The 15,128-nt window shown below is 54.8% G+C and carries 11 protein-coding genes; 2 read left to right on the plus strand and 9 right to left on the minus strand.

Annotated elements, in window-relative coordinates; translation table 11 throughout:
- Positions 1-13: 13 nt before the first annotated feature.
- The 8 genes from nuoH to lrhA all read right to left on the minus strand — a co-directional run bounded on the left by nuoH (position 14) and on the right by lrhA (position 10,388).
- A complete protein-coding gene (gene nuoH / locus E5C26_RS16835; RefSeq protein WP_135317339.1) occupies positions 14-991 on the minus strand; it encodes an NADH-quinone oxidoreductase subunit NuoH in 978 nt (325 codons plus the stop codon).
- Positions 988-3,726: an NADH-quinone oxidoreductase subunit NuoG gene (gene nuoG / locus E5C26_RS16840; protein WP_135317340.1), complete on the minus strand. Its 2,739-nt coding sequence runs from the start codon at positions 3,724-3,726 to the stop codon at positions 988-990. Before nuoG ends, nuoH begins: the two co-directional genes overlap by 4 nt.
- Before the next feature lie 79 nt (positions 3,727-3,805).
- On the minus strand, positions 3,806-5,158 hold the full coding sequence (gene nuoF / locus E5C26_RS16845; protein WP_135317341.1) for an NADH-quinone oxidoreductase subunit NuoF: 1,353 nt from the start codon (positions 5,156-5,158) through the stop codon (positions 3,806-3,808).
- Positions 5,155-5,706 carry an NADH-quinone oxidoreductase subunit NuoE gene (nuoE, locus tag E5C26_RS16850; protein ID WP_012146019.1) on the minus strand — a complete coding sequence of 184 codons (552 nt, stop codon included), beginning with the start codon at positions 5,704-5,706 and terminating at the stop codon, positions 5,155-5,157. Before nuoE ends, nuoF begins: the two co-directional genes overlap by 4 nt.
- 2 nt (positions 5,707-5,708) lie before the next feature.
- On the minus strand, positions 5,709-7,505 hold the full coding sequence (gene nuoC / locus E5C26_RS16855) for an NADH-quinone oxidoreductase subunit C/D (protein WP_012146020.1): 1,797 nt from the start codon (positions 7,503-7,505) through the stop codon (positions 5,709-5,711).
- 95 nt (positions 7,506-7,600) lie between these two features.
- Positions 7,601-8,275, minus strand: a complete 675-nt coding sequence (locus tag E5C26_RS16860; RefSeq protein ID WP_012146021.1) for a NuoB/complex I 20 kDa subunit family protein — start codon at positions 8,273-8,275, stop codon at positions 7,601-7,603.
- Positions 8,276-8,298: 23 nt separating this feature from the next.
- Positions 8,299-8,739, minus strand: coding sequence for an NADH-quinone oxidoreductase subunit A (locus tag E5C26_RS16865; protein WP_012146022.1), 441 nt, complete (start codon positions 8,737-8,739; stop codon positions 8,299-8,301).
- Positions 8,740-9,452: 713 nt separating this feature from the next.
- Positions 9,453-10,388: a transcriptional regulator LrhA gene (lrhA, locus tag E5C26_RS16870; RefSeq protein ID WP_135317342.1), complete on the minus strand. Its 936-nt coding sequence runs from the start codon at positions 10,386-10,388 to the stop codon at positions 9,453-9,455.
- Between the two features lie 863 nt (positions 10,389-11,251).
- Between lrhA and E5C26_RS16875 the strand changes: the two genes are divergently transcribed.
- On the plus strand, positions 11,252-12,466 hold the full coding sequence (locus E5C26_RS16875) for a pyridoxal phosphate-dependent aminotransferase (RefSeq protein WP_135317343.1): 1,215 nt from the start codon (positions 11,252-11,254) through the stop codon (positions 12,464-12,466).
- Positions 12,467-12,589: 123 nt separating this feature from the next.
- The gene (yfbR, locus tag E5C26_RS16880; protein WP_017893493.1) at positions 12,590-13,189 is read left to right on the plus strand and encodes a 5'-deoxynucleotidase; all 600 of its coding nucleotides are present in this window, start codon (positions 12,590-12,592) and stop codon (positions 13,187-13,189) included.
- Positions 13,190-13,219: 30 nt separating this feature from the next.
- Here the strand turns inward: yfbR and E5C26_RS16885 are convergent, their stop codons facing one another.
- Positions 13,220-15,052, minus strand: coding sequence for an SLC13 family permease (locus E5C26_RS16885; protein ID WP_240776055.1), 1,833 nt, complete (start codon positions 15,050-15,052; stop codon positions 13,220-13,222).
- Positions 15,053-15,128: the final 76 nt, after the last annotated feature.

Here is a 15,128-nt window from a genome sequence, read left to right on the forward strand (position 1 = left end):
GTTTATTCACCCCTTATTGAGCGTTGTACAAAATGACTGCGGCAGTCGCCAGCAGGTTCAGTAGCGTCAACGGCAGACAGACTTTCCAGCCGAAGGACATCACCTGGTCATAGCGCGGACGTGGCAGAGCAGCACGAATCAGAATGAACATCATCATGAAGAAAGCCGTTTTCAGCGCGAACCAGACGAATGGCGGTAGGAAAGGCCCCTGCCAGCCACCGAAGAACAACGTCACAATCAGGGCAGAAACGGTGACGATACCTATGTATTCACCCACAAAGAACAGCCCGAACTTCATGCCGGAATATTCAATGTGGTAACCGTCAGCCAGTTCCTGCTCGGCTTCCGGTTGGTCAAACGGGTGACGGTGACACACCGCCACGCCGGCAATTGCAAAGGTAATGAAACCAAAGAATTGCGGGATGACGTTCCACATATGCGCCTGAGATTCAACGATCGCCTGCATGTTGAAGGAGTCCGCCTGTGCCACCACACCCATCAGCGACAGGCCGATGAACACTTCGTAGCTCAGGGTTTGCGCAGAAGCACGCATTGCCCCCAACAGCGAGTATTTGTTGTTGCTCGACCAGCCGGCGAACAGCACGGCGTATACCGCCAGGCCGGCCATCATCAGGAAGAACAAAATACCGATGTTGAGGTCGGACACCGCCCAGGTCGGACTGACCGGGACGATGGCAAATGCCAGCAACAGGGAAGTAAAGGCGATCATCGGCGCCAGGGTAAAGATCACCCGGTCGGAGAATTTCGGTACCCAGTCTTCCTTGAAGAACATTTTGATCATGTCGGCGACCAGCTGCAGCGAGCCACCCCAGCCGACACGGTTTGGTCCATAACGGTTCTGGAACAGACCGAGCAAACGGCGTTCGCCGAAGCTCATGAATGCCCCACAGGTGACTACGACCAGCAGGATCACTACCGCTTTAAGAATGGAGATCAGAATGTCGATCACCTCAGGGGTAAACCAGCTCATCGTGTCGCCTCCCGCAGATTTTCAACCGTTGCACCCACCAGTACCGGCGGGATCCCTGGCAAGCCGAGCGGTAAGCCCACCTGGCCCTGGGTCAGGGTTTCACTCAGACGCACCGGCAGACGCAAGGTCTGGCCCGCACAGCTGAACTCCACCAGCGCACCGGCATTGACGCCCAGCGCAGCAGCATCGGTCGGATTGACCATCACATAGGCATCCGGCATGCGCTGCTGAATTACCCCGGAACGCTGTGACATTTCATCACTGCCGAACAGGTGGTAATACGGCGCGACACGCCAGCCTTGCTGCTGACCAAAGGCGGCAGGCACTTGGGTGAAGTACCCCAGCTTGCCCTCCCCCGCTTCGATCAAGCGCACACCCGGATCGCCATGACGCAGCTTGCCGCCCACTTCGGCCTGGAATTTGTTCCAGGCTTGCGGTGAGTTCCAGCCTGGTGCCCAGGCGAATGGGATCTGCTGGCGGTCGGCCAGCGGGCTGTTGTTCCCTTCCATTGAGAAGGCGAACATGGTGTCTTTATCCTGCGGCTGACGCGGTTCGTGCACGCTGATATTGGCGCGCATCGCCGTACGGCCACTGGAGCGAATCGGAGAACGCGCCAGTTTCTGACCACGGATACGGAAGCTCGCATCCGGAGCAGCATCGACGATACCCTGCAACTGCGGCAACGCGGTGACACAAGCTTCGATCACATGATCAAGCTGCGTCCAATCCACGTGGCGGCTGGTATAAGTGGAATGCAGCGAGTGCATCCAACGCCAGCTTTCCAGCATCACGGTGTGAACGTCTTTTTTCGCATCGTCGTAGTACGCCGGATCGTAAACCTGGAAGAAACGCTGTGCGCGGCCTTCCTGATTGACCAGAGTCCCGTCGCTTTCCGCGAAGCTGGCCGCCGACAGGATCAGGTTGGCTTTATCCATGATGGCGGTACGCTGATGATCGGCCACGATCAGGTTGCTGACCTTGGCCAGGGCAGCGTCCACTTTCGCCGCCGGCGCATGCCGGTAGAGATCGTTTTCCATCACGATGGCCGTGTCGGCTTCGCCGTTTTCCAACAGGGTCAACGCCTGATCGAGCGAACCGCCGCCGATCATCGACAAACCGATGCTGTTGGCAGCGCTGGCGACGAAGGTGATGCCGACGTCAGAACCGCGATCCTTCAGCGCCTTGGCGATGTTGGCCGCCGCTTCGATGATGGCTTCGCTACCGGCGTTGCTGCCGGTGATAATCAGCGGTTTACGCGCGTCAGTCAGCGCCTGCACGATGATGTCGACTTTCTTGTTCAGGCCGTCAGCCAAATCGTTGACTGCCGGTGCCGCGTTGTCCAGCGCATGGGCGATAGCGAAGCCGAAGCGCGCCTGCTCATCCACCGGTGCGCGGTAGTTCCATGCCGCGATATCGTCCAGACGGGTGTTATCCACGTTGGTGACAAACAGCGGGTGTTTAGCGTGCTGGCCGATGTTCTGCACCGCAGCAATCTGCCAGTCGGCAACGCGTTGGGCCGCAGCCATGGCGCGAGCCTTGCCCTTCACCGCCTGACGTACCGACAGGGCAATACGTGCGCCGGTCTGGGTCAAGTCTTCACCCAACACCAACACCGCGTCGTAACCTTCGATTTCGCGCAGCGCAGGGGTGTGAACGCCGCTGTTTTGCAGCACGTTCAGCATCAGGTCCAGACGGCCCTGCTCGGCCTGCGAGATACCGGTATAGAAGTTCTCGGCACCGACCAAATCACGCAGTGCGAAGTTACTTTCCAGGCTGGCGCGTGGTGAGCCAATGCCGATGGTTTTCTTCGCCTGACGCAGGATGTCCGCCGCGCCCTGCATCGCCTGCTCGGCGTTCAGGGTGATCCAGTCGTTGCCACGCAGTTGTTGTGGCTGACGCGGACGATCTTTCTGGTTTACGTAGCCATAACCGAAGCGGCCGCGGTCACACAGGAAGTAATGGTTCACGCTGCCGTTATAACGGTTTTCGATACGACGCAGTTCGCCATAGCGCTCGCCCGGGCTGGTGTTACAGCCGATGCTGCACTGCTGGCAGATGCTTGGCGCAAACTGCATGTCCCACTTACGGTTATAACGCTCGGAGTGGGTTTTGTCGGTGAACACACCGGTCGGGCACACTTCCACCAGGTTACCGGAGAACTCGCTTTCCAGCGTGCCGCTCTCGGTACGACCGAAGTAGACGTTGTCGTGCGCGCCGTAAACACCGAAGTCGGTGCCGTCCGCATAGTCCTTGTAGTAGCGCACACAGCGGTAACAGGCGATACAGCGGTTCATCTCATGCGAGATAAACGGCCCCAGCTCCTGGTTGTTGTGAGTACGCTTACTGAAACGGTATTTACGGAAGCTGTGGCCGGTCATTACTGTCATATCCTGCAGGTGACAGTTACCGCCTTCTTCACATACCGGACAGTCGTGCGGGTGGTTGGTCATCAACCACTCAACCACGCTTTCACGGAACTGTTTGGCTTCGCCATCGTCGATGGAAATAAAGGTTCCATCGGATGCCGGTGTCATACAAGACATCACCAAACGGCCACGCGTATCTTCCGCGTTTTGGTATTGCTTTACCGCACATTGGCGGCAAGCGCCGACGCTTCCCAGCGCCGGATGCCAGCAAAAGTAAGGAATATCGAGCCCGAGGGAGAGACAAGCCTGCAGCAGGTTGTCGGCCCCATCTACGTCGTATTCTTTGCCGTCTACATGAATCGTAGCCATAGTCAGCATGCTTCCAAGTGGCCTGCCTTGCGGCAGGCGTTAATCAAAAATTCTGGCCGTGTCGTCGGGGCGAGTCGGCTTACCAGCGTTGCTTCAGCAGATTATTGGCCTGAATACCGCCAATCGCATGCGCGTTGCTGAAGTGCTTCACTTTGATGCCCGCTTCGAACTCTTCACGGAAATATTTAATTGCGCTTTGCAGTGGCTCTACGGCACCTGGCGCGTGGGCACAGAAGGTTTTGCCCGGGCCGAGAGAACGGCACAGCTGCTCAAGGGTTTCGATATCCCCCGGCTGCCCTTCGCCATTTTCCAGCGCACGCAGGATCTTCACGCTCCACGGCAGACCGTCACGGCATGGCGTACACCAGCCGCAGGATTCGCGAGAGAAAAATTCTTCCAGGTTGCGCACCAGCGGAACCATGCCAATCTCGTGGTCTACTGCCATCGCCAGCGCGGTACCGAGACGGCTACCGGCTTTACCGATGCTCTCGAAGTCCATCGGCAGATCGAGGTGATCGGCGGTCAGGAAGTCGGTGCCCGCGCCGCCTGGCTGCCAGGCTTTGAAACGCAGACCGTCACGCATGCCACCGGCGTAATCTTCCAGAATTTCACGTGCGGTGGTGCCAAACGGCAGCTCCCAAACGCCTGGGTTTTTCACCCGGCCGGAGAAGCCCATCAGTTTGGTACCGGCGTCGTTACTCTTGCCGGCGGAGATCCCCTTGTACCAGTCAACGCCGCCTTCAAGGATCGCCGGAACGTTACACAGGGTTTCTACGTTATTGACGCAGGTCGGTTTGCCCCAGACGCCGGAGGAAGCCGGGAATGGTGGCTTGGAACGCGGGTTGGCACGGCGGCCTTCCAGCGAGTTGATCAAGGCGGTTTCTTCGCCACAGATGTAGCGACCGGCACCGGTATGAACAATCAGCTCGAAGTCGAAGCCGCTGCCCATGATGTTCTTACCCAAATAACCGGCTTCGGTAGCTTCGGCGATCGCCCGGCGCAAATGCACCGCAGCTTCGATGTACTCACCGCGCAGGAAGATGTAACCGCGATAGGCCTTCAGCGCGAACGCCGAGATCAACATGCCTTCCACCAACAGGTGCGGCAGTTGTTCCATCAGCAAGCGGTCTTTATAGGTGCCCGGCTCCATTTCATCGGCGTTACACAGCAGGTAACGGATGTTCATGGATTCGTCTTTCGGCATCAGGCTCCACTTCAGACCGGTGGAGAAACCTGCACCGCCGCGGCCTTTCAGCCCGGCGTCTTTCACCAGGGAGACGATCTCGTCCGGAGCCATGCCCTTGATGGCCTTTTCGGCACCGGCATAGCCGTTTTTGCTGCGGTATTCATCCAGCCAGACCGGCTGTTTGTCATCGCGCAGCCGCCAGGTCAGCGGGTGCATTTCGGGAGTGCGTACAATGTCTTTAATCATTGATACTGCTCCAGTAGCGTCTCGATATCTTCAGGCTTCAGCTGACTGTGAGTGTCCTCATCAATCATCATGGTTGGCCCTTTATCGCAGTTGCCCAGGCAGCAGGTTGGCAGCAGAGTGAAACGGCCATCAAAGGTGGTTTGACCCGGTTTGATGCTCAGCTTCTTCTCAATGGCGGCCTGAATGCCCTGGTAACCGGTGATGTGACAAACAACGCTGTCACAATAACGGATCACGTGGCGCCCTACTGGCTGACGGAAAATCTGGCTGTAGAACGTGGCCACGCCTTCTACGTCGCTGGCAGGAATGCCCAGCAGCTCCGCGATGGCATGAATCGCCCCATCCGGAACCCAGCCGCGCTGCTTCTGCACAATTTTCAGTGCTTCAATGGAGGCGGCGCGTGGATCCTCGTAATGGTGCTTTTCGTGCTCGATCGCATCACGTTCTTCCGCACTCAGCTCAAATGCATCAACGCCGCTCTGGGGAGCGGCCGCATTGATAGGTTCAAGCGCTTGGTTATTCGCGTGATTGTCTTTTTGATCATGCATAGTTAGCGGTCCACATCTGACATTACAAAATCGATACTACCCAGATAGACGATCAGGTCGGAGACCAGGCTGCCACGGATTACCGCTGGGATTTGCTGCAGGTGCGCAAAGCTTGGCGTACGTACCCGGGTGCGGTAGCTCATGGTGCTGCCGTCACTGGTCAGGTAGTAGCTGTTGATCCCTTTAGTGGCTTCAATCATCTGGAATGATTCGTTGGCTGGCATCACCGGGCCCCAGGAAACCTGCAGGAAGTGGGTGATCAGCGTTTCAATGTGCTGCAGCGTGCGCTCTTTCGGCGGCGGCGTGGTCAGCGGGTGATCGGCCTTGAACGGGCCTTCCGGCATGTTGTTCAGGCACTGTTCGAGAATGCGCAGACTCTGACGCAGCTCTTCCACCTTCAGCATCACGCGGGTGTAGCAGTCGCTGTTGCCGTCACCGACCGGAACTTCGAAGTCGAAATTCTCATAGCCGGAATACGGACGCCATTTGCGCACATCAAATTCGATACCGGTGGCACGCAGACCCGCGCCAGTGACGCCCCACTCCAACGCTTCTTTAGCGTTGTAGGATGCCACGCCAACGGAACGGCCCTTCAGGATGCTGTTCTTCAACGCAGCCTTGACGTAGGAATCCAGACGTTTTGGCATCCACTCAAGGAACTCGCGCAGCAGACGATCCCAACCGCGCGGCAGGTCGTGTGCGACACCGCCAATACGGAACCAGGCCGGGTGCATACGGAAACCGGTGATCGCTTCAACCAGATCGTAGATTTTCTGACGGTCGGTAAAGGCGAAGAACACCGGGGTCATGGCGCCGACGTCCTGAATGAAGGTACTGATGTACAGCAGGTGGCTGTTGATACGGAACAGTTCGGACAGCATCACGCGGATAGTATCAACGCGATCCGGCACCTTGATACCGGCCAGTTTCTCAACCGCCAGCACGTAAGGCATTTCGTTCACGCAGCCGCCGAGGTACTCGATACGGTCAGTGTACGGAATGTAGCTGTGCCAGGACTGACGCTCGCCCATCTTCTCGGCGCCACGGTGGTGGTAACCGATATCCGGTACGCAGTCGACAATCTCTTCGCCATCCAACTGCAGAATGATACGGAATGCACCGTGCGCAGACGGGTGGTTCGGGCCGAGGTTAAGGAACATGAAGTCCTCGTTCTCGGTGCCGCGCTTCATGCCCCAGTCTTCAGGTTTGAAGGTCAGCGCTTCCATTTCCAGATCTTCTTTCTGTTTGGTCAACACAAAGGGATCGAACTCGGTGGCGCGCGCCGGGTAGTCTTTACGCAGCGGGTGGCCTTCCCAGGTTTGCGGCATCATGATGCGCGACAGGTGCGGGTGGCCGTCGAAGGTAATACCGAACATTTCCCAGGTTTCACGCTCATACCAGTTGGCATTCGGGAAAACCTTGGTCGCTGTGGGCACGTGCAGGTCTTTTTCAGACAGCGCCACTTTCAGCATGATGTCGCGGTTGCGTTCGATAGAAATCAGATGATAGAAAACAGAAAAATCCGCAGCCGGTAAACCGTCGCGGTGGGTGCGAAGACGCTCGTCCACGCCATGCAGATCGAACAGCATGACATAAGGCTTCGGCTGCTTTCTCAAAAACGTCATTACTTCCAGTAACTGGTCAGGTTTGACCCATACCACGGGCATTCCGGTACGGGTGGGCTGAACAGTAAAGGCTTCCGGCCCAAAACGGTTGCGCAGTTCGCCAATCACCGGATCGTCAAGGTGATCTCTGGTTTGCCAGGCCGGCAATGCGTCGTGCGTCGTTGAATCTGTCATAATTTTTTTCACCACACTGAAGGGTTATTTCGCCGCAAGTTCACTTTTCGCTGTGTTAACCAATAGCGCACTAAGATGGACGTTAAATGAACGTCTTAAATCTCGTCAGGCGTCCGAAGATTGGTCACTGCGATACGCTCGCCGTGTTTACGCTCTCTTTCAGACTGCATGTTGGCACGGTAAACACCCTGATCGCCGACAACCCAGGACAGCGGACGGCGTTCTTTGCCAATAGACTCCTGCAACAGCATCAGTGCCTGCATGTAAGCTTCCGGACGCGGTGGACAGCCAGGAATGTACACGTCGACCGGCAGGAACTTGTCCACGCCCTGTACCACGGAATAAATATCGTACATGCCGCCGGAGTTGGCACAGGCACCCATGGAGATCACCCATTTTGGCTCCAGCATCTGTTCGTACAGACGTTGAATAACCGGGGCCATTTTGGTGAAGCAGGTACCGGCCACCACCATCAGGTCAGCCTGACGTGGCGATGCACGCAGAACTTCAGCGCCAAAACGGGCCACGTCGTGAACGGCGGTAAACGAAGTCACCATCTCCACGTAGCAGCACGAAAGACCGAAGTTATACGGCCAAATAGAGTTTTTACGCCCCCAGTTCACCATGTCATGCAATGCATGTTCGAGTTTACCCATGTAAACCGTGCGGTGAACCTGTTGATCCAGGGGATCGGCGACGACCTCCTGTTTTTGCAGGGGGTAACGGTCGTTCTCACCGTTCGGGTCTATGCGGGTGAGCGTATAGTCCATCTTAATGCCTCGTTTTTAACCGACTACTGCGGGTGACTGTTGGTGGCGTTTTTGATTGTGCCTGGCTTGCTCTGGCGCCTGGAGCGCACCGGAGTCCAATCCAATGCGCCAATACGCACCAGATAAACCAGCCCAGCCAATAACACCAAAATGAAAATGGCGGCTTCGATAAAGCCTACCCAACCGCTCTCACGTATGGAGACCGACCAGGCATAAAGGTACAAGGCTTCAACATCGAAAATAACGAAGAACATGGCGACCAGGTAGAACTTGGCGGACAGACGCATACGCGCCGTACCGACCGAGTCGATACCAGATTCAAACGGGGTATGTTTGGCGCGCGCACGGGCTCTCCCGCCCAGGAAGAACGCGCCCATCAGCATTAAACAGCAAAGCCCGATTGCCACGACAAAAAATACGGCGAACGCCCAGTGATGAGCGATAACTTCAGTGGTTGTTGACATACTCTATGCTTACTCATCAAAAGTGGCGTCGATCGCTCTGCTCTTGTTTCTGGCAGTTAGTGCACCACATCGATTTAAGGGAAGGATAAATAAACCACACAAACAAACTGCTATTACAGCAAGTTAGCCAGCGTTTTACTGTGGGCTTTTTACTCCTTTCTATAACCTTTTGTCAACTTTGACAAAAGTATCTACACACTAGTTTACATACTCATCATTTAATTAACATTTGATGCGACCGGCTTAGGCTAAATCGTGTCAGTTAATTGATGTGTAGAAACAGATAGATATAAACCAACATGCTCATTTCAGTTTTACTATACCATTGTCTCAGGAATCTCCTGTTCTTCCACTCACTACCTAGGGGTATTTTTTTGATCCAGGACACGTTTTCAGCATAAACCCTCAAAAAAAGTGTGGCCCTTTAATAATTTTTGTCAATCCCGCCGGTCAAATTGGCCCGCCACAAACTACCAAAATAACCATATTGTTTCCAGGCCTTTACCTTTATAATTATTCGTTCAAAAAATCACCGAAAGACTATTTTTTCGTCTGATAACTGTTCTCATCAACCATCTTTAATCCAAACAAATAATAATTTCGATTTAAAAATCAATCGAAACACTCATAAGTTCAACTTTCATCGAATTCAGGGCAAAAAAAACCTCCGCCGAAGCAGAGGTTTTTATTACCCGGTTTAACGCTTTTGGGCGTTATTCCTCATCGTCAACCAGACAGGTGTCATCTTGCAGTGAGCTACTCGCCCCACTGAAGCTGTAGTTGTCGTTGCCGTTCTGCATGGTGCTAAAAATCGCCATCGCCAGCTCATTACCGCACTGGGTATCCTGGCACAGGCTATATTGAGTATCTGGCAGTGCCGGTAGCCCTTCCATTGCACCGAGCACCCGCAGATCCGGGCTCATCATTTCAATCGGCCGAACGGTGATGCCCAATCCTGCCTTACAGGCGGCGCGGACGGCGGACAACGTCGAAGCCACATAAGCAATTCGCCATGGGATCCCGGCGTTATCCAGATGTTCGATCGCCATCGAGCGGAACGGACTGGGTTCGTCCATCACCACCAACGGGATCGGCTCACCGGCCTGGAAATGGTAATCCGCCGCGCAATACCACAGGGTTGGCGAAGTACGCAGCACAATGTGCGGGCGATCTGCGGTAGCCATAGTGGTAATCGCCAGATCGACTTCACCGTTTTCCAGCATGTCGATCATGAACGAGCTGGGTTTCACCCGGACATCAATCGCCAGTTTTGGGTACACCGAAGTGACGCGGTTAAGCAGGAAAGGCAGGATGGTATCGGCGGTATCATCAGAAGCGCCAATAGTCAGAACACCTTTAATATTGTTGTACATCAGAGAAGTACAGGCTTCGTCGTTGAAGCGCAGGATTTTCCTGGCGTAGCCGAGAAGCTGAATACCGTGTTCGGTCAATAATTTGTTGCGCCCATGACGGGCAAACAACTCTTTGCCAACCAGTTGCTCTAACCGCTGCATTTGTTGGCTGACGGCTGATTGAGTACGACAAACGGCGACTGCCGCCGCCGCAAAAGTATTCAAATCAGCAACAGCTACAAAGGTTCTTAGCAGATCGAGGTCGAGATTGAGTATCGGACGATTTGCAGTTGTCATAGTGTTTTCTTCACTTTTTAAATTCTATATTTACAAACTACCCTGGTGTGTTTCTAAGACATCGTTTAAAAGGGACGATGCCAGACATGACAGTACCCCACTCATTAGTGGAGGGCAAAAAATTACTTTTATTTCGTTACCTCTATCGCCTTTTAAAATGTGATCTATCGGGAATGCTTATACAACGCCTGACGTTATAAGTGGTGCAAGTGTTTCATTTTTACCGAACAAAATATTTTACTCACTCAGATAGCAGGATTACCACACCAATTGTGCTGCACAACCTCCGCAGCCAGACTGGCTTGGGCGTCTTCCTATACGTGAAAGAGTAAGAGGTTTCTCTTGTTACAGCCGGTACATTTTTTAATGATTTTAATAAATTCAATCAGTAACATTTATCCCGTGAATAACTAGGGAATAACTACTTAAACGTGGCTTAACAGAGAAACTAAAATAGTACTAATGTGAATTTTCTTATGATTCAGTTTGGTTCGCCGGTGGGCAAACTGCCATCAGACGACTCTGGCATTATCATTTCTTTACATTTTAGCTCCGTTAAATCCCCTCTGTGGCTTAACAGTAAAGCCCCTTTTGTTAGCACAGCGTTGATCAACTGGACCTTTATAGGTCTGCACACACCCATCAAATCAGATTTAAAAACTTAAAACCAAACAAATTAAAGAACTAAACACCAACAAAACACTTTAATCTTGTTTATAATCCCTGAAATCTTCCTCTGGGCCCTTCGTTTGCACCAAAGGCGTGCACAACCCTTCAAAAGCGTCAGCGCCAGGAGTACATTGGGCAGGTTGCGGTGTTCCACGGTAGGAACGCCCCCATCCCAGCAAAAGGCTCAACTTTCTATGTCCCCCATTGAGAAATCCAGCAAACTGGACAACGTCTGTTATGACATTCGCGGCCCGGTGCTCAAAGAAGCTAAACGTCTTGAAGAAGAAGGTAACAAAGTCCTCAAACTGAACATCGGTAACCCTGCCCCGTTTGGTTTTGACGCCCCTGACGAAATCCTGGTCGACGTGATCCGCAATCTGCCCACGGCGCAAGGCTATTCCGACTCCAAAGGGCTCTTCTCGGCACGTAAAGCGATCATGCAGCACTACCAGGCGCGCAACATACGTGACGTAACCGTTGAGGATATCTACATCGGTAATGGGGTTTCCGAGCTGATCGTGCAATCCATGCAGGCACTGCTCAACAGCGGCGACGAAATGCTGGTACCGGCGCCGGATTACCCGCTGTGGACCGCGGCAGTTTCGCTGTCCGGCGGCAAAGCCGTGCACTACCTGTGTGATGAAGAGGCCGGCTGGTTCCCAGACCTGGATGATATCATCAGCAAGATCACCCCACGCACCCGTGGCATTGTGATCATCAACCCGAACAACCCGACCGGCGCGGTCTATAGCAAAGAGCTGCTGGAGCAGATTGTTGAGATAGCCCGTCAGCACAACCTGATCATCTTCTCCGATGAGATCTACGACAAGATCCTGTATGACGAAGCCGAACACCATTCGATCGCTGCGCTGGCGCCGGATCTGCTGACCGTCACCTTCAACGGGCTGTCCAAAACTTACCGTGTGGCCGGTTTCCGTCAGGGGTGGATGGTACTGAACGGGCCGAAGAAGCACGCCAAGGGCTATATCGAAGGGCTGGAAATGCTGGCGTCGATGCGCCTGTGCGCCAACGTGCCGATGCAGCACGCGATCCAAACGGCGTTGGGCGGTTACCAGAGTATCAACGAATTTATTCAACCCGGCGGCCGTCTGTATGAACAGCGCAACCGCACCTGGGAGTTGTTGAATCAGATCCCGGGCGTTTCCTGCGTGAAGCCTCAGGGCGCGCTGTATATGTTCCCGCGCATCGATGCCAAACGCTTTAATATTCACGATGATCAGAAATTGGTGCTGGATCTGCTGCTGCAGGAAAAAGTGCTGCTGGTGCAGGGCAGCGCCTTCAACTGGCCGTACCCGGACCACGTGCGCATCGTGACGCTGCCACGAGTAGATGAACTGGAAATGGCGGTGGGCAAACTGGGTCGTTTCCTGGAAGGCTATCGTCAGTAATTTCAGCGGGGGCAGCCTGCTGCCCCCCATTCCCCCCAAACCTTAACCGCACGGCCCGAGTTGCATAACCCGCCATCACTGCTCACAATGGAGCCCTCACTTGCCGTTGTAAAAGAGAGCACCATGAGCCAGAGCCACTTTTTTGCCCATCTGTCCCGCTTGAAACTGATTAATCGCTGGCCGCTGATGCGCAATGTCCGCACCGAGAACGTTTCCGAGCACAGCCTGCAGGTGGCATTTGTTGCCCATGCGCTGGCGGTGATCAAAAACCGCAAGTTCAATGGCAACCTGAGCGCCGATCGCGTCGCCCTGCTGGCGATGTACCACGATGCCAGCGAAGTGATTACCGGCGATATGCCGACGCCAATCAAATACTACAACCCGCAGATCGCCCACGAGTACAAGAAGATCGAAAAGATCGCCCAACAGAAACTGCTGGATATGATCCCGGAAGAATTGCGTAACGATTTCCGCTCGATCCTCGACGAACACTATTACACCGAAGACGAAAAATTGGTGGTGAAACAGGCCGATGCGCTGTGCGCCTACCTGAAATGTCTGGAGGAGCTGTCCGCCGGCAATAACGAATTCAAGCTGGCGAAAGCGCGGCTGGAAAAAACCCTGCAGCAACGCAGCAGCCCGGAGATGGATTATTTCATGAAGGTGTTTATTCCCAGCTTCAGCCTGTCGCTGGATGAAATCAGCCTGGACTCTTCCCTGTAATTTTCATGGCGCAGCACGCTGCGCCTTCAATCAAAATGCATATAGCCAGGGCACAATAATCACGCTGACCAGCATCACCAACAGCGTGAACGGCACGCCAATACGCACGAAATCCCCGAACTTATAATTCCCCGGCCCCAGCACCAGCGTGTTCACCGGCGAAGAAACCGGCGTCATAAACGCAGCCGAAGCGGCAATGGCAATAATCATGGCGAAGGGATACGGCGAAACGCCCATTTCTCGTGCAGCGGCAATGGCGATCGGTGCCATCAATACCGCGGTGGCGGTATTGGAGATAAACAGGCCAATAGTGGCACACAGCGCAAACAGGCATACCAGCATCACCCGCGGCCCGGCATCACCGGCGACGTCCATTAACCCACGCACGATCAAATCGACCCCGCCGGTTTTTTGCAATGCCTGGGCAAACGGCATCATGCCGACAATCAAGATAATGCTCGGCCAGTGAATCGATTTATAGGCGCTTTCCATGTCGATACAGCGGAACTTGCCCATCAGCAGGCAGGCAATCAGCGCGGCGATCGGGTTGGGGATTTCATCGGTCAGCATCATCGCCACCATCAGCGCCAGACAGAACAAGGCGTGCGGTGCCTGGGTGATGGCCGGTGCCACTTCGTCAACTTCGGCCGGCAGATTGAGCACGATAAAATCATGGGTTTTCGCCTGCAACTGGCGGATCGCCTTCCAGTCGCCGATCACCAACAGAATATCGCCCAACGCCAGAGGCTCATCCACCAGCTTGCCTGCCAGGGTTTCGCCATTGCGGCGAATACCGACCACGTTCAAATCATAACGACTACGGAAAGTGGATTCACGCAGGCTTTTGCCCAACAACGTTGAATCGGGGATCAGCGAGACTTCCGCCATGCCGACGTTACGCGACTGCTCAGAGAAATAATCGCCGCGCAGAACCATCGGCTCCAGCTGCTGCTCGCTGCAGAACTCGCGCAAATCGACCTGGCTGTCCGACATGTCGAGCAGCAGCACATCCCCTTCCCGCAGTTCGGTGCTGCCGGACGCGCTAACCATCACCCGCCGGAAGCGCTTCCAACGTTCAATCCCCACCACGTTGGCGCCGTAACGGGCACGCAGATGCAACTCATCGAGTGAATGACCGACCAGCGGCGAGCCGCTGCGCAGCGCCAGTCGACGGGCACGACCGGTCAGCTTATAGTCACGGATCAGATCGCGGAAGGTACGGCGCTGCCAGGTTTCACGCGTTTTATCACCATCTTCATTGCCCAGCCAGCGCCGGGCCACCAGCATATAACCCACGCCCAGCACCAGCACCGCCAAGCCGACCGGCGTCACGGCAAAGAAGCCAAAGCCGCCAATGCCCTCGCGCACCAGTTCACTGTTCACCACCATGTTCGGCGGCGTCGCCACCAGCGTCATCATGCCGCTAATTAAACCGGCAAAACTCAGCGGCATCATCAACCTGCCCGGGGGGATTTTCATCCGCGCCGCCACGCTGAGCACCACCGGAATAAAGATCGCCACCACGCCGGTCGAACTCATAAAAGCTCCCAGGCCGGCCACGGTGACCATCAGCAACATCAGCATTCTGGTTTCGCTGCTGCCGGCCACCTTCACCAGCCAGTCGCCCACCTGGTAAGCCACGCCGGTGCGCACCAACCCTTCACCAATCACGAACAGCGCGGCGATCAGGATCACGTTGGGATCGCTGAAGCCCACCGTGGCCTCCGACAGGGTCAACGTACCGCTCAGCACAAAGGCGATGATCACCAGCAACGCCACTACGTCCATACGCAGTTTGTTGGTGGTGAACAGCACGATGGCAATCAACAGTAAACTCAGCACCCACAGTAATTCGCTGTTCAAAACGGCCTCATCCGGCAAAGATATCCAAGGGCTTAAAAATTAGCATAAAAAAACCCCGCCGATGCGGGGTCTAATC

The sequence above is a fragment of the Serratia proteamaculans genome, from assembly GCF_004684015.1.
In the GTDB taxonomy this organism is placed as follows: Bacteria; Pseudomonadota; Gammaproteobacteria; order Enterobacterales; family Enterobacteriaceae; genus Serratia; species Serratia proteamaculans_F.